The 18,648-nt window shown below is 67.2% G+C and carries 20 protein-coding genes; 6 read left to right on the top strand and 14 right to left on the bottom strand.

The window, feature by feature from the left end:
- Window positions 1-43: 43 nt before the first annotated feature.
- A complete protein-coding gene (locus tag AB5L97_RS04170; protein WP_369046580.1) occupies window positions 44-487 on the top strand; it encodes a hypothetical protein in 444 nt (147 codons plus the stop codon).
- 116 nt (window positions 488-603) lie between these two features.
- Here the strand turns inward: AB5L97_RS04170 and AB5L97_RS04165 are convergent, their stop codons facing one another.
- A complete protein-coding gene (locus tag AB5L97_RS04165; RefSeq protein ID WP_369046579.1) occupies window positions 604-1,632 on the bottom strand; it encodes an MBL fold metallo-hydrolase in 1,029 nt (342 codons plus the stop codon).
- Between the two features lie 289 nt (window positions 1,633-1,921).
- Window positions 1,922-2,443 (bottom strand): MarR family winged helix-turn-helix transcriptional regulator, encoded by a 522-nt coding sequence (locus AB5L97_RS04160; protein WP_369046578.1) that lies wholly within the window; start codon window positions 2,441-2,443, stop codon window positions 1,922-1,924.
- 156 nt (window positions 2,444-2,599) lie between these two features.
- On the opposite strand from AB5L97_RS04160, the gene AB5L97_RS04155 reads away from it, so the two are divergent.
- From AB5L97_RS04155 to AB5L97_RS04140, 4 genes are all read left to right on the top strand, one after another.
- Window positions 2,600-3,490 (top strand): cytochrome b/b6 domain-containing protein, encoded by an 891-nt coding sequence (locus tag AB5L97_RS04155; protein WP_369047348.1) that lies wholly within the window; start codon window positions 2,600-2,602, stop codon window positions 3,488-3,490.
- A gap of 121 nt (window positions 3,491-3,611) precedes the next feature.
- Entirely contained in the window at window positions 3,612-4,967 is a 1,356-nt protein-coding gene (locus AB5L97_RS04150; RefSeq protein ID WP_369046577.1) for an MFS transporter, read from the top strand.
- A gap of 140 nt (window positions 4,968-5,107) precedes the next feature.
- Complete coding sequence (locus tag AB5L97_RS04145) at window positions 5,108-5,875, top strand: IclR family transcriptional regulator (protein ID WP_369046576.1); 768 nt, start codon at window positions 5,108-5,110, stop codon at window positions 5,873-5,875.
- A 107-nt stretch (window positions 5,876-5,982) separates the two neighbouring features.
- Window positions 5,983-7,269: a cytochrome P450 gene (locus AB5L97_RS04140; RefSeq protein ID WP_369046575.1), complete on the top strand. Its 1,287-nt coding sequence runs from the start codon at window positions 5,983-5,985 to the stop codon at window positions 7,267-7,269.
- A 172-nt stretch (window positions 7,270-7,441) separates the two neighbouring features.
- Here the strand turns inward: AB5L97_RS04140 and AB5L97_RS04135 are convergent, their stop codons facing one another.
- The 12 genes from AB5L97_RS04135 to AB5L97_RS04080 all read right to left on the bottom strand — a co-directional run bounded on the left by AB5L97_RS04135 (window position 7,442) and on the right by AB5L97_RS04080 (window position 17,571).
- Window positions 7,442-8,911 (bottom strand): NAD-dependent succinate-semialdehyde dehydrogenase, encoded by a 1,470-nt coding sequence (locus AB5L97_RS04135; protein WP_369046574.1) that lies wholly within the window; start codon window positions 8,909-8,911, stop codon window positions 7,442-7,444.
- A gap of 12 nt (window positions 8,912-8,923) precedes the next feature.
- Window positions 8,924-9,748, bottom strand: coding sequence for an SDR family oxidoreductase (locus tag AB5L97_RS04130; protein WP_369046573.1), 825 nt, complete (start codon window positions 9,746-9,748; stop codon window positions 8,924-8,926).
- Complete coding sequence (locus tag AB5L97_RS04125; RefSeq protein WP_369046572.1) at window positions 9,745-10,620, bottom strand: enoyl-CoA hydratase/isomerase family protein; 876 nt, start codon at window positions 10,618-10,620, stop codon at window positions 9,745-9,747. The genes AB5L97_RS04130 and AB5L97_RS04125 overlap by 4 nt, the downstream gene beginning before the upstream one ends.
- Entirely contained in the window at window positions 10,617-11,789 is a 1,173-nt protein-coding gene (locus AB5L97_RS04120) for a CoA transferase (protein WP_369046571.1), read from the bottom strand. The genes AB5L97_RS04125 and AB5L97_RS04120 overlap by 4 nt, the downstream gene beginning before the upstream one ends.
- Window positions 11,786-12,979, bottom strand: coding sequence for a CaiB/BaiF CoA transferase family protein (locus AB5L97_RS04115; RefSeq protein ID WP_369046570.1), 1,194 nt, complete (start codon window positions 12,977-12,979; stop codon window positions 11,786-11,788). Before AB5L97_RS04115 ends, AB5L97_RS04120 begins: the two co-directional genes overlap by 4 nt.
- Window positions 12,972-13,787, bottom strand: coding sequence for an SDR family NAD(P)-dependent oxidoreductase (locus AB5L97_RS04110; protein WP_369046569.1), 816 nt, complete (start codon window positions 13,785-13,787; stop codon window positions 12,972-12,974). The genes AB5L97_RS04115 and AB5L97_RS04110 overlap by 8 nt, the downstream gene beginning before the upstream one ends.
- An 84-nt stretch (window positions 13,788-13,871) precedes the next feature.
- Window positions 13,872-14,384 (bottom strand): MarR family winged helix-turn-helix transcriptional regulator, encoded by a 513-nt coding sequence (locus tag AB5L97_RS04105; RefSeq protein WP_369046568.1) that lies wholly within the window; start codon window positions 14,382-14,384, stop codon window positions 13,872-13,874.
- A 125-nt stretch (window positions 14,385-14,509) separates the two neighbouring features.
- Window positions 14,510-14,845: a 2Fe-2S iron-sulfur cluster-binding protein gene (locus AB5L97_RS04100; RefSeq protein WP_369046567.1), complete on the bottom strand. Its 336-nt coding sequence runs from the start codon at window positions 14,843-14,845 to the stop codon at window positions 14,510-14,512.
- 43 nt (window positions 14,846-14,888) lie between these two features.
- The gene (locus AB5L97_RS04095; protein WP_369046566.1) at window positions 14,889-16,133 is read right to left on the bottom strand and encodes an NAD(P)/FAD-dependent oxidoreductase; all 1,245 of its coding nucleotides are present in this window, start codon (window positions 16,131-16,133) and stop codon (window positions 14,889-14,891) included.
- A gap of 162 nt (window positions 16,134-16,295) precedes the next feature.
- Window positions 16,296-16,463, bottom strand: a complete 168-nt coding sequence (locus AB5L97_RS04090) for a hypothetical protein (RefSeq protein ID WP_369046565.1) — start codon at window positions 16,461-16,463, stop codon at window positions 16,296-16,298.
- A complete protein-coding gene (locus AB5L97_RS04085; protein WP_369046564.1) occupies window positions 16,460-16,777 on the bottom strand; it encodes a hypothetical protein in 318 nt (105 codons plus the stop codon). The genes AB5L97_RS04090 and AB5L97_RS04085 overlap by 4 nt, the downstream gene beginning before the upstream one ends.
- A gap of 152 nt (window positions 16,778-16,929) precedes the next feature.
- On the bottom strand, window positions 16,930-17,571 hold the full coding sequence (locus tag AB5L97_RS04080; protein WP_369046563.1) for a PaaI family thioesterase: 642 nt from the start codon (window positions 17,569-17,571) through the stop codon (window positions 16,930-16,932).
- 229 nt (window positions 17,572-17,800) lie between these two features.
- Here AB5L97_RS04080 and AB5L97_RS04075 point away from each other — a divergent pair, with 229 nt between their 5' ends.
- Window positions 17,801-18,616: an ABC transporter ATP-binding protein gene (locus AB5L97_RS04075; RefSeq protein WP_369046562.1), complete on the top strand. Its 816-nt coding sequence runs from the start codon at window positions 17,801-17,803 to the stop codon at window positions 18,614-18,616.
- Window positions 18,617-18,648: the final 32 nt, after the last annotated feature.

Raw genomic sequence — 18,648 nt, 5'->3', positions numbered from 1 at the left:
TGCCGAAACACGCCCAGCCCAGTCGCGGGGTGGTCTCAGGACGGTGACGGCTCTGATCGCCACCTTCCTCCTGGCCTTGATCGTGGGCTATCTCCAACTCGAGGTTCACGCCGCTTCCCTCGGACTACGGTTCGGTCTATCGGAGACTCCCGAAGGCATCGCGCCCCGCTACCCGTGGGAAGTCCAGGCACTCACCTTCGTGCTCGCCGCTGGATACGTTGCGGCCTACCTGCGCTTCTTCCATCAGACCCTGCCGCGCGCCGCCGCACTCCTGGTTTTGTCCGTCGTGACACTGTTCGGCTGGTCAGTGGCGCCGCTCCTCCTCGGAACCCCAGCAGCCTCACTCGCCGAGAGAACGCCCATGCCACTCCTGGCCCTCGGCCTCGGCTATGCAGGAGCGACGCCCTTCTGCCTCACCATCGCAGCAATCATCGCCGTCGCCCCGGTCTGGCGACCATCGCAGCGGACCTCTAAGCCAAGCCCTTGAGTCACGCCGTCTGGAGAACAACACGGACCAGTCAGACAGCGCTACTCCCGCCCCTCGAATAGCCGTGCATGCCAGTTAGGTACATAATCGGCGCGAATGCACCGCGCCGGCACTTCCTACCTGACCTCCCCTGCGGCCTCATGGATCGGTGCGCCGATGTCGTAGCCACAGGACTCCAGATACACCACGTGGGCGGCGGTCTCGGCAAGAGCCAGCCGGAGCGGAGGGCCCTGCAAGGAGCCCCAGCCCCTCGACCAGCTCAGCCGGCGTGCGATCTCCCAGATCGAGCCCGCCGAGGCGTCCGCGACGATCCGGAGCACCTCTTCCGAGCGGCCCCGGCCGTCTGCGAGCAGCTCGTTCACGCGCCCGCGCATGCCGCTGAACCGGTATTCGTGCGCCGGGCACACTTCCATCTCCTCGTCGAACCCAATCCGTTCCAGAGATCGGTAGTAGTCCGCTAGGGGGTTCGCTGGCCCGAGGGCATAGAAGGAAACGTTGGGCGAAATGCGCGGCAGGACGTGGTCGCCGCTGAAGATCAAGCCCTTGGACTCATCCACCAGACAGATGTGCCCAGGGGTGTGTCCGGGTGTTTCCACGACGAGAAGCTGCAGTCCCGGGACGGGTACCGCGGCGCCGTCTGCCAGCCGGAGGTCCGGCTCAGCCAACCTCCGCTGGGTGGTCAGCCACCGCTCGCCCAAGGCGATCTCACGCTGCCGATCACCGGGGACACCCCATAGCTCAAGCCCGGCGAGGTCCGCGGCCACCCAGTCGCCGACCTCCGTCTCGGCGGGCAGACTGAGCGTCTCGTCCTTCCCGAGAGCCACCCACGCTCCCGAAGCCTCCCGGACGCGAGCGGCCAGCCCCAGATGATCGGCATGGCGGTGAGTGACCACGATTCCGGTGAGATCGCCAAGGCCGAACCCGGCGCGGCCCAGCCCGGCAACCAGGTGCCGCCAGCCTTCGTCGCTGGCCCAGCCGGGATCGACGAGGATGGCGTCATCGCCTCCGGTCAGTAGATAGCTGAGCGTGTACCGCATGGGGTGATTCGGGAACGGAACGGGGATGGACCAGACGTTCTCACGGACCTGCTCCACGGGAGGGAGGACTCTGTTCCGCCAAGCAGCCTTCTGGGCGTGGCCGGTCACGGTGATCGACGTATCGCGCACTGGTTTCCTTCCCGTTCGAGCAGTGGACCCGGGCCGCGCCGAGACGGAGGGTCGGTAATCCGACGGACCGGACTCGGGATTCCGTCAGGATGACAGGTATGACGTGCCGCAGAAATGCAATTTTCAGTTACCGAAATGCCTTCACCGATCCGGCTACCGTCCTGTTTCTCATCGGTTGAAGGCTTCGCGGCTATCCGAGAGCGGTGAGGCACCGATGTTGCGATAGTTGATGATCCGGATGATCACTAGGTGCCTCACCGCAGCTTGTTCAGAACTCGGGCTCGGCGAAGTCTCCAGCGGCGCGCCGGAACTCGGTGAGGATGTCATTGAGCTGGTCGACACTCTCAGTGCGCAGTCCGAGATCGCCGAAGAGGCCCTCGTTGAGGAGTTCGGTGGCTCGGTCGACGACGTCGGCTCCATGGGGGGTAAGAACGACGAGGACGGACCGGCCATCCCTCGGGTGGGCCTGACGCTCCACCAGGCCGTCCTTCGCGAGGCGTTCGACGGCGCTCGCCAACGTCGTGGGCTGGACCTGGAGGCGGGCGCTGGCTGTGACCATAGGGAGGCGCCCTGTCTTTGAGAAACGCAGGAGCCGAAGGAGTCCGAAGCGGGAGAAGCTCAGGCCGAGTGGCTTGAGTACGGCCTCTGCGCGTGCGAGGAGGATCTGTTGCGCGCGCATGATCAGGGAAACGGCGACCATGTTCCGGGCTGCCTGCTCCCAACCGTGGGCCACCCACTGTCGCCTTGCTTCGTCGATCGGATCGAACGGCAAGGGCACCGGAGAGCTCATGTTGAATGTCACCTTTGCTTCGGAGTCCTACGAGAAACAACGATATCATAGCAAAAACAACGATGTCGTTGTAGTCTGGGCGGACTACCCCTCGCAATAATCAGGAGATCCCCCATGGGCGCATCAACCCGACTCCCTGCCCCTCCCGGGAACGCCATGGTGCGCTTCGCCGTACTCGCGGTCACGGCGGTCGCAGCGCTGGCGGTCCTTGTGCTTGCGGCGCGCTGGCTCATTGGCCTGCCACCTGTGGCCCGGTTCGTCGCTGAGCACCCCGGCCAGGCCCCCTTGCCACCGTCCGTGCCCGTCGGGATCCCAGCGTGGCTCGGCTGGCAGCACTTCTTCAACGCCTTCCTCATGCTCCTCATCGTCCGCACCGGCTGGCAGGTGCGGACCACCACGCGGCCGACGGCCTCGTGGACCCGCAAGAACACGGGCCTCCTCCGGACCAAGGGCCAGCCCAAGAAGATCAGCCTTGAACTCTGGTTCCACCTCAGCCTCGATGCCCTCTGGGTGCTCAACGGCCTCGTGTTTGCCATCCTCCTCTTCGTCACGGGGCAGTGGATGCGCATCGTCCCGACCTCTTGGGAGATCGTCCCGCACGCAGCCTCGGCCCTCCTCCAGTACGCGGCACTCGAGTGGCCGCTCGAGAATGGCTGGGTGTCCTACAACGCACTCCAGGTCTTGGCCTACTTCGTGACAGTGTTCATCGCCGCGCCGCTCTCTGTCCTCACCGGAGTGCGGATGTCCAACGCGTGGCCTAAGGGCCCGGACGGGATCAACCGCCTCTTCCCCATCGAGTTGGCGCGCCGACTGCACTTCCCTGTGATGATCTATTTCGTCGCGTTCACCGCAGTGCATGTCTTCCTCGTCTTCGCCACCGGCGCCCTGCGGAATCTCAACCACATGTACGCCCCCTCCGACGACGACGAGTGGCTCGGATTCGCCTTCTTCTCGGCGTCCCTCGTGGTCATGATTGCCGCATGGTTTCTGGCCCGGCCGCTCTTCCTGCGTCCCATTGCAGCGCTGATGGGCAAGGTCGGCCGCTAGCCGACCGTTTCAGAGCTCTTGACAGCGCCCTTCACGGGAGGTTGACTTGGACAACGGTCATACCAATTGAAGGATTGACCATGCACCATCTTCTGTTCAACCTGGACAAGGGAGTTCACCGTTGGCTACAACCCATTCGGCGCCGTCCGACGCCGCCACGATGCGCCGGGTGCGCAGGGCCGGCGCGATCGGCAACTTCATCGAGTACTTCGACAACGCCCTGTATGCCTACTTCGCGGTCACGATCGCGAAGTTGTTCTTCCCCACGGCAGACCCTGTGGCCGGTCTGCTCTCGACCTTCGCCGTGTTCGGCGTCGCCTTCTTCATCCGCCCTGTCGGTGGCATTGTGTTCGGCCACATCGGCGATCGGTGGGGCCGCAAGCGGCAGCTCATCCTCGCGCTGCTTCTCATGAGCATCTCGACCACGGCACTCGGCCTCCTGCCCACGTATGCGACGGTGGGCCTGCTGGCCCCGGCACTCCTCATGGGCTGCCGCCTACTCCAGGGTTTCTCCGTCGGCGGCGAGTCGACAGGGGCCTTCGTTCTGGTCGTCGAACACTCCGCCGCGGCCTCCCGAGGCCGGAATACCGCACCGCTCATCGTCTCCTCCATCGCGGGTGCTGCGTGCGCCGCTGCTACAGCCCTCGCCACAACAGCGCTACTTCCACCCGAAGCCATCACCGAGTGGGGCTGGCGTGTGCCGTTCTTCATCGCGGTCCCGCTCGGCGTCGTCGGCCTGTACCTGCGGCTCCACATCGACGAGTCCGAAGCCTACAAGGAAGCCACGAAGGAGTCGGCTGTCATCAACAAGGCGGTGGGCCACCGCCACTCGCCTCTCGCACAGGCCTTCCGCAGCGTCCCGAAAGAAATGCTCATCCTGTTCGGGTGGGTTGCCCTCCAGGCCGTCGCCGGATACCTGACGGTCGGTTACATGGTGTCGCACCTCGTCCAGTTCGAGAAGTTCGCGTTCAGTTCTGCCTTGGGCATCCTCATCGCCGCCATGGTCATCGCGATGATCGCGTCAACGCTTCTCGGTCGCCTCATGGACCGGATCTCCCGCAGGTCCTTTGCCTCGATTCTCTCGATCGGCCTCGCGGTGTGGGTCCTCCCAGCCTTCGTCCTGATGTCCTGGGGCCCCGTCCCTGCAGCCTTCGGGCTGGGGATCTTCGCCTCGCTCATGTACGGCACGATGATCACCTCTGGCGTCGCCATCGTCGAGCTCTTCCCGGTGGACGTCCGGGCGAGCGCGAGCGGCTTTGCCTACTCGGTGGCCTTCTCAGTCTTCGGCGGCACCGTCCCCTTCGTCGCGACCTGGATGTCGGCATCCTTCGGGGCCACAGCGCCGTCGTACTACGTGATCCTGTTCGCGGTCGCAGCCATCTTCGTCGCCCGATTCGGAATCCCGAACGCCCGGGAGATGGATGTGGTCGCCGATGCGGCCGCCACACCAAGCGCCACGGCGTCCGCTCCCCGCTGACCTCGGGCAGGTGGGCCCCGACCGAGCCGGCCCAGCGACGCGCTAGAATTCCCATCACTGTAACTTCATGCCGAGGCGCCCCGGACCCCTCAGGTCCGGGGCGCCTCGGCCCTGCCGGAGCAACGGTTACGGAGGCACCTATGTCCGAGGCACCCACCGGTGAGTCTGTCATCAGCCGAGTGGCCCGCATCCTCTCCGCGTTCGACCGCAAGAACCGCTCCATGCCATTGACGGTCCTGGCGGATCGGACGGGCCTGCCGCTGCCAACGGCCTACCGGCTCGTCTCGGAGCTCGTGCGCCACGGACTGCTCGAGCGTGGCCCGGACAAGGAGATCCGTGTTGGACTCAGGCTCTGGGAGCTCTCGACGCGGGGCAGCGACACGCTGTCCCTCCGGGACACGGCGCTGCCGTACATGGAAGACCTCTTCGAGAGCCTGGGGCGCCTCACGACGCTGTCAGTCCTCGACAACGGAACACTGCTCTACCTCGAAAGGATCTCCCCCGAGGGCCTCTCCCTCGACCGCGCCCTCGTGGCGCAACGGCATCCCATCCACGCGGCATCCTCCGGCCTCGTGCTGCTGGCTTTCTCATCACCGGAGTTCCAAGACGACTTCCTCGCCAAGCCCCTCCCGAAGTACACCGAGGACACCGTCACCGACCCGCATGTCCTGCGCCGCGTGCTTGCCGAGATCAGGCAGCAGCGCTTCTGCTCTGCCCCGGGAATCGGAACGCGCGGATGGACCGGCATGGCGGTTCCGGTCTTCGGCGCCGGGCAGCGTGTCGTGGCGGCTCTGAGCGTCGTCTACGAGCGCGGGGGTGAGCGGACCCACGAGGCCATCCCCGCCCTTCACGCGGCGTCCTTCGGGATCTCGATGGCACTGGGGGTTAAACCGCCCAAGCGCAGCTGAAGGCACCCTTCCTCCCAGTACTTTCGCTGAGCGAAACCCCCCAGTGTTCCGCGCACCACGGATGGCACGGTGGTGTTCTGAAGCACACACCGACCGAAAGGACGACGATGTCCACCATGACCGAGGGTCAGGAGCATTCCGACGCGACGGCTCCGGAGCCCATCCGCGGGCAGGATCTCCCCTACTCCCACGATCTCCAGTGGCCCGATGGCCTCGAGCCGTGGACTGTGATCGATGAGAAGGGGACCCAAGGAGAGCCATACGCCCACTTCGCCTGGATGCGCAGACACCACCCAGTGCTGCGGGTGCACCACCCGGACGAGGACGTGTACTTCGTCTCCCGGTACCAAGACGTGCGCAAGGGGATGCGCTCGCCCAAGATCCTGCACAGCCAGGTCAATGACGTCCCGCCGTTCGCCTTCCCGACTCTCCTCGACGGAGCAGCCCATGCCAAGCTGAGGAAGGTCATCGCCGCCGCCTTCATCCCCAAGGCCATCGCACTCGTCGAGGACCGAGTCCGTGACGTTGCCGTGGACCTCGCGCAGTCCTTCGTGGGCAAGGGAGGGGGCGAGGTCGTGGAAGAGGTTTCGCGGCCTCTGACCATCGCCACGATCAGCGGCATCCTCGGAGTGCCTGTGGACGATATGGAGAAGATGAACTTCCTCGCGGACAAGCTCTTCGTGCTCTTCGCCCGCGTCTCGCGCATGGCCCCCGGCGACGAGGACGATGAGAAGTATGCGATGGAGCTCTTCGACTACCTGAACAAGACCCTCCGCCGCCTCCATGAGGAGAAGAGCGAGACTGTCGCAGGCATCATCGCCCGCGCCTGGCTCGACGAGGGCGTCCTCACCGAGAAGGAAGCCACCGAGCTCTGCGCCTTCGTCTTCGTGGCAGGCTTCGAGACGACGGAGCGCCTCATCGCAGGCGGCTTCCGCGAGCTCAAGGCTAACCCGGCGCTCCTCGAGCGCATCCGGGAGAACCCGAAGGAAGACGGCGAGAAGTTCATCGAGGAGCTCGTGCGGTTCCGCGGCCCCGTGCACAAGGCGCCCCGCCGGACTGTCGAGGATGTCGAGTTCGCCGGCGTCGTCATCCCCAAGGGGTCGATTGTGCGTCTCCTGCTCGCGTCGGCGAACCGCGACGAGTCGCAGTGGCCGCATGCGGACGAGTTCGACATCGATCGCAAGATCGAGGGCCACTTCGGCTTCGGCCATGGCGTCCACGCGTGCCTGGGTGCTCCGCTGGCCCGCCTGGAGAGCCGCATCCTCTTCGGGGAGATCGCGAAGGTGGCCAGTGCCGTGGACTTCGACCCGGACACGGACATGGAGCTCCTCAAGGGCAACAGCCTGACGAATGGCGTCGACTCCCTCATGGTCACCGCCACGCCGCTCTCCTGAGACCCCTGACGCTCGCAATGAGGCGCCGCCGGAATTCTCCCGGCGGCGCCTCTCTTGCTCTCGTCCGCAGCCAGCCACGGTTGTGCCAAGAGGCGGCGCCCCTGGCCCGGGGCGCCGCCTCTCACTGCGTCACTTCTTTGCCCTCCCCTCCGTCCAGAGGGGGGTATCGGGCTCAGAGCTGGAGTGCCACGAACTTGGTTTCGAGGAATTCCTCGATGCCTTCTGTGGCGCCCTCGCGGCCGAGTCCTGACCTCTTGGTCCCGCCGAATGGCGCCGCCGCGTAGGCAACGGTGCCGCGGTTGAGGCCCACATTGCCCGATTCCAGGGCCTCCGCGACGCGGACCGCCCGGCGCAGGCTCTCGGTGAAGACGTACGAGACGAGCCCGTAGTCCGTGTCGTTCGCCCGCTGCACCACGTCGGTCTCCTCCTCGAACGGGATGAGGGCCACGACCGGGCCGAAGACCTCCTCGCGCATGAGCTCGGCCGAGGCGGGGACGTCACGCAGGACCGTTGGCGGGTAGAACGTCCCCGGCCGATCGAGCCGGTGCCCGCCCATGACGAGGCGGGCACCGTGTCCGACGGCGTCGTCGACCATGGCTTGGACGTGCCGCACTTGGCGTTCGTTGACCAGCGGACCCAGCGTCACGCCGTCGTCCATCCCATGCCCCTGCACCATGGGGGCGAGCCGTTCCGTGACGCGGCGCTCGAACTCGTCCATGAGCGTGGCGTGGACGAAGACACGGTTCGCCGACGTGCAGGTCTGGCCGCAGTTCCACATTTTGTTCACCATGAGGCTGTCCACCGCGACGTCGAGGTCGGCATCCTCGAACACGATGAACGGAGCGTTCCCGCCCAGCTCCATCGAGCAGCTCAGCACCTGCTCCGCCGCCTGCTCGAGCAGGCGCACCCCTACAGGGGTCGAACCCGTGAACGAGAGCTTGCGGGCCAGGCCCGAGCGGATGAGCGGCTCCATGACGGCATTCGACTCACTGGTGGTGACCGCGTTCACCGCCCCGGGAGGAACCCCCGCGTCCGCCAGCAGCTTCACGAAGGCGAGGACCGCGAGCGGCGTTTCCTTGGCTGGCTTGACGACCGAGGTGCAGCCGGCGGCGATGGCGGGGGCGAGCTTCCGCACAGCCTGGGACAGCGGGAAATTCCACGGCGTGATCAGGATCGACGGCCCGATGGGCTGCTTCGTGACGATCATCCGCCCGTTGACGCCGGGGTTCTCCTGGAAGGACCCATGGACGCGGACGGCCTCTTCGGCGAAGTGCTGGATCCACTCGGCGACGCTCGTGAGCTCGGCACGAGACTCATGCAGAGGCTTGCCGGACTCGAGCGTCAGGATCGTGGCAAGGTCCTCCCTGCGCTCGGCAACCAGTGCCAGTGCGCGGTGGAGGATTTGCTGCCGCTCGCGCGGGGTGAGCGCGGCGAAGGCCGACTGGGCAGCCACGGCGGCTTCCAGGGCGCGGCGCCCGTCGGCGGGCGAGGCGTCGGCCACGGTGCAGAGCACCTCGCCCGTGCCCGGGTCCAGGACCCGGAACGTGCGCCCCTCAGCGGCCTTCGTCCAGACGCCATCGATGAAGAGGTCCTTCGGCGCGGCCGGAAGGACCTCTGGGCGGACTGATGCTGTGACAGTCATGGAAAGGTCCTCTCAGTCGAGCCCGTGAAGGCCCTTGACGGTGAAGCCGAAGTCGACCTGGAGGTCCTGCCCGCTCACATAGGAGGCCAGATCGGAGTTGAGGAACACGAGGGCCCTGGCCTGGTCCTCGGGGGTAGCCGGCCGCCCGACGAGCGAGATGTGGGAACCCTTCAGGCCCGCCGCGTTGAGGCTGAAGTCGTCGCTCATCGGGGTCGCCGTCGAGGCGGGCGAGATGGAGTTCAGGCGCAGGCCCTTCTCCGAGAGCGCGAAGGCCCGGTGCTTCATCCAGACAATGAGCGCCTCCTTGGAGACCATGTAGGGAAGGTTGACGCCCGGATGGCCCTCGAAGAGCGCGTCGCGGTTCTCCTTGAACCACTGCTGCGCTTCCTCGAAGCCCTCCGTCTTGACGAAATCGAGGAGGGTGCTTGCCCGCTGCTGCCAGCGCATCCCGCCTGTGGACGCGATCACCGCGATCGCCCCGCCCGTGCTGAGCCTCGGAATGAGGCCTTCGACGAGGTACCGTCCGCCGATGAAGTTGATCGTCAGCACGTCCATCTCCGTGAAGGTGCGCCCGGCATAGATCTCCCCGGCGATCCCGGCGCAGCTGAACACGGCATCGACCTGCTCCGGCAATGCAGTGAGCGCCTCGTCGATCGAGACCCGGTCGGCGAGGTTCACCCGGACGTACGTCCCGAGAGACTGCTCGGGCGCCTTGATGTCGAGCTCATAGACGGCCGCACCCTGCCCCGCCAAGAGTTCCGCGGTCGCCCGTCCCATGCCGGACGCCGCGCCGGTTACGACGCATACCTTCCCTGCATATCCCAAAAGATCAGTCATGAGACCACTTCCCTCTCGTAGCTCGCGTCCCTGTTCTGGAACGCCGTCTTGGTTCCCTTGTCCCGGCGTTCCCGGAAGAAGTTGAACTCGTCCTTCTCGAAGGACAGGCCGGTCCCGAGCGTGTGTCCGATGACCCCGCGCATGAACTGCTGCGACCCGCCGAGCGAGTCGAGGGCCATGTTGTGGATCGCCTTGCCGAGGACAATCGCATCGCGCGGGTTCCGGGCGACCTTCTGCGCCCATTGCTCGGCCGTGTCCTCGAGCTCGTCCTCGGGGACAGAGACGTTGGCCAGGCCCATCCGCTCGGCGTCCTTGCCGTCGAACTGGGATCCGAAGAGCAGCAGCTCACGGACCTTCTTCGGCCCGTAGGTAAGGATCTGCATGTTCAGGTGCCAGGTGTTTCCGGCGAAGCCGAGGCGTTGCTCAGCATGGCTGAACCTCGCACTGTCGGCGCAGACCACGAGGTCCACGAGCTCCGTCAGGTACATCCCGAAGCCGACCGCTGCGCCGTGCACCTGGGCGATGACGGGCTTCTCGGCGTACTGGAACGCCATGTACTCCTCCGCGAGCCTCTTGTCGAAGGAGAGGCGGGCCCGCTGGCTCATCCGATAGGGCTTGCCGTCTGGCCCCTTCCGGTCTAGGCCGAACACCCGCACGACGTCGTCGAAGTCGTGCCCGGCGCAGAACGACTTGCCCCGGCCCTTCAGGATGATGACCTTGATGTCGTCGTCTGCCTCGAGTTCGTGGAGCCCGGCGACGAGAAGCTGCGCGTCGTCGAAGGTGAGGGCGTTGCTCTTCTCGGGCCGATTGAGGACCAGCCGGCCGACACTGCCGGATTTCTCGACGAGGATGGGGTCTTGGGACGTGGTCACAGTTCCTCCTGTGCTGGTCTCGGGACAACCGTCGCGGGAACGCGGCGGGAGAGGACGACGGCGGCATCGGCCGCCGCGCGGAGGGGCGCCGTCCGGGCGGGGCTGGCCCAGGGGCGTCCCGGGATGCGCAGTTCTCGGCCATCCGGGGTGCGGACCACATCGAAGAAGCCGCGGTGGTCGCTCAGCTGCGGGTCGGAGAGGACCTCGTCGACCGAGCGCACCGGTGCAACGGGGACGGCATGCTCCTGGGCGAGGTCGAGGAGCTCGTCCCGCGTGTGCGCGAGGAGCCACGGGGCGATGAGTGCGTCCACCTCGTCGGGGTACTCCATGGCGATTGCGTAGAGATCCCTGTACCTCTCGCGCGTGGACCACTCGGGCTGGCCCATCATGGCCAGCAGGCTCTCCCACTCGCGCTGGCTCCGGCAGATCATGGCGACGTAGCCGTCCTTGCAGGGGAAGAGCCCGAACGGATACCGGCCACCCGAGCCAGGGGCACGACGCCCGTCGCGGCGCAGGGGGATTCCGTAGTAGGAGGCCACGGCCCCGTAGATCCGGACGTAGGACGCGAGGACCTCCGAGCCGGCGATCTCGACCTGCCTTCCGCGGCCCGACCGGTGCGCAGCGACGAGCGCGGCGGCCCCGGCAGCGGCACCGTGGAGCCCCAGCTGCAGGGAGCCGATGCCGTAGGGCAGTGCGAGGGGTTCACGCTTGGGGTCGCCCACCATCTCCATCAGGCCGCTCAGCGCCTGCATGGTCAGCTCGCCGCCGTCGTCCATTCCTGCTGCGGCCGATAGCCGCACGTGGCTGATGCCGGGATTGCGGCGCTGCACCGACTCCCAGTCCCAGCCGCGTCGCTCCAGCTCGGACGCGGGAAGGTCCGTGATGATCAGGTCGGCCTGTGGGACCAGCTCCTCGAGCAGGACGGCGTCGAGCCAGTCGGAGTCCCGGCCAGCGCTGGGGCGGACCACGTCCTTGTACGGGTCGAAGAAGGCCTGGGCCTCCTCGGTGAGCGCTGCGCGCCGCGCGGCGCCGTCGACGACGACGACCTCGCCTCCGCCGTCCGCGATGAGCTTGCCCGCGAAGGCAGCGGCTCGTGACCGGCCGAGTTCGATTGTGACCCTTCCGTGGAGGAACGCCGTGGAGTTCTCAGGTCCTGCTGTGGTGGTCACCGCAGTGCCCCCTGTTGTTCGAGTGTCGAGAGCTGGTCTTGGCTGAGGTAGCGGGTCAGGACCGCGGCGTTGTCCCCGCCCAGGAGGGGGGCGGTCCCGCGGACCCGGGGCAGTTCGCCGTCGAGGTACCACGGGATGCTCGTGACGTGGAGCTCGCCTACGAGAGGATGCGGGTGGCCGATCCTCTGGGTGAAGCCGCGAGCGGCGAAGCCTGGGTCCTCGGCGACGTCATCGGGCGTCAGTACGGGCGCCGCCTCGACGCCGCGGGCGGCAAGGCGGGCGAGCAGCTCGTCCCGTGGCCAGCGGTCAGCGCCGGGCGCGTCGGTCCCCAGGTCGTCCCCTTGGCCCGCGGCGGCGACCCAGCCGGTCCTGGGTCCGGCCTTCGCAGGCATGAGCGTCCACGGGGTCCCATCCGGGTCCGCGTTGCCGCGTGGGCGGGGGCGGGTGCCCCCGAGCCCGTGCTCGGCGAAGGCCTCGCCGGCCAGGGTTGAGGCGGCCTCGATCTGGGACAGGTCGACGTGGCAGCCCTGGCCGGTCTCCTCGCGCCCGCGGAGCGCCGCGGCCACAAGGAAGACCCCGTAGAAGCTGCAGTTGAGGTCGGCGAGGGCGAGGGCAGAGCACCCGAGCACCTCGCCGTCGTCGTATCCGATCAGGCCTTCAACGCCGGCCAGGGCGCTCATGACCGGCGCGTAGGAGCGCTGGGTGCGCAGCGGCCCGGTTTGTCCATAGCCGCTCGCTGACAGGATCACGAGTCGCGGGAAGCGTTCGCGCAGGGCTTGGATCGAGAGGCCGAGGCGGTCGAGCCAGCCGGGGACGAAGTTCTCGATGAAGACGTCGGCGTCGTGGAGGAGGTCGAGGAAGAGTTCGAGGCCCGCTTCGGTCTTGAGGTTCAGGGTCACGCTTCGCTTGCTCGCGCTGGCCTCGTGCAGGAGCTGGAAGGCCTCGTGCGCTGGGAAGCCTTCCGGATCGGCGGGTCGCGGCAGGCGGGCACGGTTGACGTCCGGTTTGGCGCGGGACTCGACCTTCACGACTTCGGCGCCGAGCTCGGCGAGCACCCTGCCGACGAGTGGTGCGGAGACCGCCGTCGTGACTTCGACGACGTTGATGCCCTCGAGCCACCGGATGTCCGCGAGGGGCGGCAGGGCTGCCACTCCTGGGCCTGCCCCAGGGTCTGTGCGTGCCCTAGTCATGGTTCCTGGTCCCGCCCTGTGCCGTAGGCGCCCACTGCGTCAGGACGTCTTCGGATTCGAGGACTCTTCCGCTGACCTTCTCTGGGGTCGCCGAGCAGAGCACGACCGCGGCGCGGGCCATGACCTCGGGCTTCTCGGCGCTGGGGTCGTCCGCCTTGAGCACGCCGTGGAAGACGGGGCCTGGAGTTGCGACAAGGCGTGCGGGGCGCAGGGCGTTGACGTTGATCCCGTCGTTGAACACCTCGGCGGCGAAGCCCGTGGTGAGGCGGTCGAGGGCGGCCTTGATCATGCCGTACACGGTCGTCGTGCCTTTGGCGTTGAAGCGGGACGGGGGCATCTCGGGGTGCTTCGACTCCCAGGAGGTGATGTTCAGAATCGACCCGGTTCCGCGCTCGCGCATCCCGGGAAGCACGAGCTGGGTCAGATGCAGGGGCGCCATGACCTGGATGTCGTACATGAGCTGGGCCCGGCTCGGCTTGAGCTCGGCGCCGGCCTGGAAGAACGTGACCGCAGCGTTGTTGACGAGGATGTCGACCTTGCCGAAGCGTTCCATGGCCTCGCGGACGATGCGCTCACGGTCAGCCTCGCTGGTCAGATCCGCCACGACGGTGTGTGCCCGGCCGCCGGCGGCTACGACGGCCGCGGCGGTCTCCTCGAGTGTTCCGGGAAGCTTCCCCGGCTGGTCGTTGCTCGAGCGTGCGGTGATGACAACGTCCGCGCCCTCGCGGCCGAACTCCTCGGCGATGGCGGCGCCGATCCCGCGGCTCGCGCCGGTGATGAGGGCGACCTTGCCGTCCAGAATGCCCATGTTTTCCTCCTTGTAATCGTGCGATGGTGTGGTTGCCGAGTGGCAGCCGGTGATGGCGTTGCGGAAGGGATCGCGGCCAGGCCGCTACGGGAGCTCCCGCGATCGCGGCCTCGGCGGCCGGCCCGGGATTCTGGGCCAGATCTCAGGGTCGAGCCGGGCGAGGCGCCACAGGAGCGGAGCCGCCCTCGCGAGGAGCTCGAGCTCATGGTCCTCGAGGCCCTCCAGCCGCTTGACGACCAGGCTGTCGCGGGCGGCGATGCTCTCGCGGAGGCGGTAGAGGCCCTCGGGTGTGATCGCGACGAAGACGCGGCGGCGGTCGCCGTCATGGTCCTCGGCCCTCTCCACGAGGCCCTTCCGCTCGAGCCGCTGAACGACCTCTGTCATGCTCGATACGGCGAGCTCCTGGGCCCCCGCAAGGTCAGAAACGCTCATCGGCTCCCCTGCAGAGAGCTGGCTCAGCGTCTGGGCCTGGGCGGATGGCAGCGCCTGTGAGCTCCCTGCCCGGCGGAGCGCGTCGGCCAGGATCGTGACCGGGACGCGGATCAAGGCCGCGAGCTCACTGGCCCGTGTGTCCTCGGTCTCTGCCGCTGGTCCCATCCGTCCCCCTCCCTCATTGCGTTCTCCGTGGATGGTTCGGCATCCGAACCACTTTTCGGCCAAAATTTTTCGCGGGCCGTCCGCGTGGCGGGCGGCGCAGCCTTCGCTGCGCCGCCCGCCACGGGTCAGTCGTCCTCGGGGGCGATCGTCACCGTCGCGCCGTGGAGCGGCTCGCGGTCCTCCACCTGGCAGGAGAGGCGGGAGCAGTCGGGGTTGTAGTGCTCGGATTCCTCGAGGAGTTCGAGCTCGTCGGTGCTGCGCGGACCGAGCGTGTCGGTGAATGCCTTGTCGAGGAAGACGTGGCAGGTCGCGCAGGAGGCCGTTCCGCCGCAGGAGGCGAGGATCGGGAAGTCGTTGTCACGGAGGGTCTCCATGAGCGACTGCCCCGGCTCCCAGTCGACGCTGCGGGCCGTCCCTTCGCGGTCGACGACGTTGATGGTGGTCCTGGTCACGGTGGTCATGGCATTGTCCTTTCAGGTGCTCAAGATTCTCTGGTGTCGGTTGTCAGCTGTCCTGGGCCACGGGTTCGAGGACCGCGGCGCTGAGCTTGACGGATCGGTCGGCGGCCAGGTCGACGTCGATCGGGGCGCCTTGGGCAACGAGCTTCTTGCCCGCGGTGAAGTCGCTCAGGGAGCCGATCGTGTCCAGTGCCGCGAGGCGGCCGTCGCGGAGGTAGAGGACGGTGAACTGCGCGTCTGCGGGGTTGCCCCGCAGCACGATCTCGTCCTCGGGAAGGCGCAGCCCCGCCGTCTGCAGGCGCACGCCATGCTGGATGGTCCAGAACCAGGGGACCTCGTTCTTTCCCCTGGGCAGCCCCATGATGCTGTTCGCTGCGTTCCCTGCCTGGGCCTGTGCGCTCTGGATGCTCTCGAGGCGGCGGTCGATGCCCTCCTCTGCGTGGATGAGGCGCGTCGCGTCGCCGGCCGCGTAGATGTCCGGGTCCGAGGTCCGGGACTCGATGTCCACGAGGATGCCGTCGCGGACCGCGATGCCTGCGGCCTCGGCGGCCTCCTGCCTGGGGACCACCCCTATTCCGGCCACGACGAGGTCCGCGGGGTAGGACGACCCGTCGGCGGTCACGACGTCCTCGACCCGGCCGTTCCCGGTGAGCTCAGTGACCGCAGTGCCGAAAACGAACCGTGTCCCGTGTGACTCGTGGAGCTGCTCGAAGAACCGCGAGACCGGCTCGGAGGTGACCCTGCTCATAACGCGGTCCATGAACTCCAGGACGGTCGTCTCGCAGCCGAGCGCGGCGGCGGCAGCGGCCACCTCCAATCCGATGTACCCGGCCCCGACGATGACCACGCGCGCGCCGGGTCGTAGCGCTGCACGCAGGGCCTCGGCGTCGGCCCGGGTCTTGAGGAGGTGGACGCCTGCGAGGTCGCCACCGGGTACCCGCAGCGAGCGGGCAGCCGACCCCGGCGCCAGGATCAGCTTCGAATACCCGACCGAGGTGCCGTCGGCGAGCTGGACGCGGTGGGCGGCCCGGTCGATCCCGACGACGGTGCCGTGCACTCGCTCGATGCGCTTGTCGGCGAAGAACTGTTCCTTGCGCAGCGGGGTGATGGGAGTCTCTGAGGCAGCGCCGGCCTTGAGGAATTCCTTGCTCAAGGGTGGCCGCTCGTAGGTCGCCCCATCCTGCTCCTCAATCATCACGATACGGCCGGACCACTCGAGTTCGGCCAGGCGGACAGCTGCCTGCACGCCGGCGTGGCCGGCTCCGACGATGACGACGGCGTTTTCGGACATCTCGACTTCACTTCCTTGTGACGCTTGGGCTGGTGGGCTTGGAGCCATGCTCCCAGCCGTGACTTCCGTCATATTCGGGACTTTCGCTGAGCGAAAACTCCCCCTCGACCCATCCATGGACAGCGTGCCTGGGACTCACGTCGGCAGTTTGGGACGCGTCCCTCAGAGGAGGTCGAGGAGGATGATTTCCTGGTCGAGCTTGCGGATCAGTCGCTCATGCCTGTCTGCCTCTCGTGCCTGCTCGGCTGTGGGAACCGGCGACACCCCAGGGGGCGGCGGGAAGGCGGGGCCGGGGAGCGCGCCGCCGGATCGGGGGATGCGCCGCTTCACAACAGCCCCCCCATCCTCAGGGCCGCGCTCTCGTGGATCGGGCCGAATCCCTCGCGGGCGAGGTCGTGGAGCAGCTGGCTGTATCCGGACAGCGCCAGGGGCCGGATCTGGTGGAGGTCGGCGATGGTGGCCTGCGGACGGTCCACCCGGTAGAGGGCGAGGATCGCCCGGTCCTCCTGATCGTCGGTGAGGGCCCGATAGCGACCGACCGGCCGATCGGCGGTGAGCGCTTGGGCGTAGAGGCCCAGCCGGCCATGGTTTCTCCCGTGGCCAGCGCGGCTCCACACATGGACGACTTCGCTGACATCCACCATGGCCTCCGCCTCCTCTGTGGAGCTTCTGGGCGGTCGGGCCGGGAGCTGGTCGCGGTCCGCTGATACCTGCCATGCTCCCAGTTGTGACCTCTGCCACACCCGCCACTTTCGCTCAGTGAAAGCTGTCCCTCGACCGATCCCCTGCCATGGCGCTACGCCGAGGACTTCGGCGAGATCCACAGGCCTCTGGCGCGGGCGCACACCGCCTCCCCGGCGATGATCTCGCCCTCGGCGAAGGTCTTCCGCCCTTCGATCGTCGTGACCCGGCCGATGATGCGGAGCTCCTCGAACAGCGGCACGGGACGCTCGTAGGTGATCGTCAGCTCGCGCGTGAAGCTGACTCCGGCGGCCATCTGGCGGACAGCGTGCCACAGCACATCGTCCAGCAGCACCGCCACATATCCTCCGTGCAGGCTGTTGCGGGGTCCTTGGTACTGGAGGGGCAGCGTCACGCGGAATTCGCTCTCGTCACCGTCGTGGTGGTGGACAAGGGGCGGGGCAAGCGGGTTGCGGTGGCTCATGACGGGGTTCGTGAGGACCTGTACGCGGCCCCTGCGGTCAAAGCGCGGCGGATGCTTCGCGGCAACCCCGTGGAGTTCGGCGGAATCTCCAAGTGCCGCCTGAAGCGCCCGGACCTCGGCCTCGATGACGGCGCGGAGGCCGCTTCCCGTAGTGCCGAGGATCCCGCCAGCAAGCCTCCGGCACGCTGCGGCCGCGAACTCCGCCAGCGCACTGTCCTGGGGCGACTCGGGAAGTGCAGGCGCCTCGAGGCTGAGGGTCTCGCTCTCAGTCATTGGTCCCTCCTAGGTAATTGGTCGAACCAAATTACCAATTGAGGCAGTGCTTGGCCAGAGCGCGCTCCCCGCCCTTTCTGGTCATACCAACGAACCTATTGACTACTGCTGTGACCTTGATCATGATGGGCGGTAGGCTGCACAGCCACGCCCCCTGCGCCCGAAGCGCAGCAGTGGGCACGCGGCCTTCCCGTCCTTCCGGCCTCCACGGCCGAGAGAGGGGCATGCCATGCCACGACCGGCACCGACGATGACGACGGAGCCCGCGATCGAAGCGGGGATCACCGTCAGAGACCTCGTCAAGACGTTTTCCACTGACAGCGGCACCGTCACGGCCGTCGACAATGTCAGCCTCCACGTACCGGAGGGATCGTTCTTCACCATCGTCGGCCCGAGCGGGTGCGGGAAGACGACCATAATCCGCATGCTGGCCGGGCTCGAGTCGCCCACTTCGGGACAGATCGATGTCCGGAAGTCGGATTCGGACGGGCCGGTGACGAACTCGATGGTCTTCCAAGGCGATTCGCTGTTCCCTTGGATGACCGTGTGGGACAACGCCGCCTACGGGCTTGCCATGCGGCGTGCCCCGAGGTCGGTCATCCGGGACCAGGTCGGACACTACCTCGACAAGACGGGCCTGACGAAGTTCGCCAAGGCCTATCCGCACCAGCTCTCGGGTGGCATGCGCCAGCGCGTCTCCATCGCCAGGGCATTCGCAAACGACCCGGACGTGTTCTACATGGACGAGCCCTTCTCGGCCCTGGACGAGCAGAACAAGACGATCCTCCAGGAGGAACTCCTGCGCACGTGGGAGGAGAGCCGAAAGACCGTCGTCTTCATCACGCACAGCGTCGACGAGGCCGTCACGCTCGGCGACCAGGTCATGATCATGACGGCACGCCCTGGCCGCGTTAAGACGCTCGTGGACATCCCGTTCGAGCGGCCCCGCAGCGTGCTTGAGCTGCGCCGGCAGCCCGAGTACGGGGAGATGATCTACGACATCTGGGGATCCCTCAAGGACGAGGTCATGGGGACGGCGGCATGAGCTCGCGCGTGGACATCCAGCCCCGCACCAAG

It is taken from the genome of Sinomonas sp. P10A9 (assembly GCF_041022165.1).
In the GTDB taxonomy this organism is placed as follows: domain Bacteria; phylum Actinomycetota; class Actinomycetes; order Actinomycetales; family Micrococcaceae; genus Sinomonas; species Sinomonas puerhi.
Note: the sequence above shows the minus strand (reverse complement) of the source record. Positions and strands in the feature narration are given on the sequence as shown.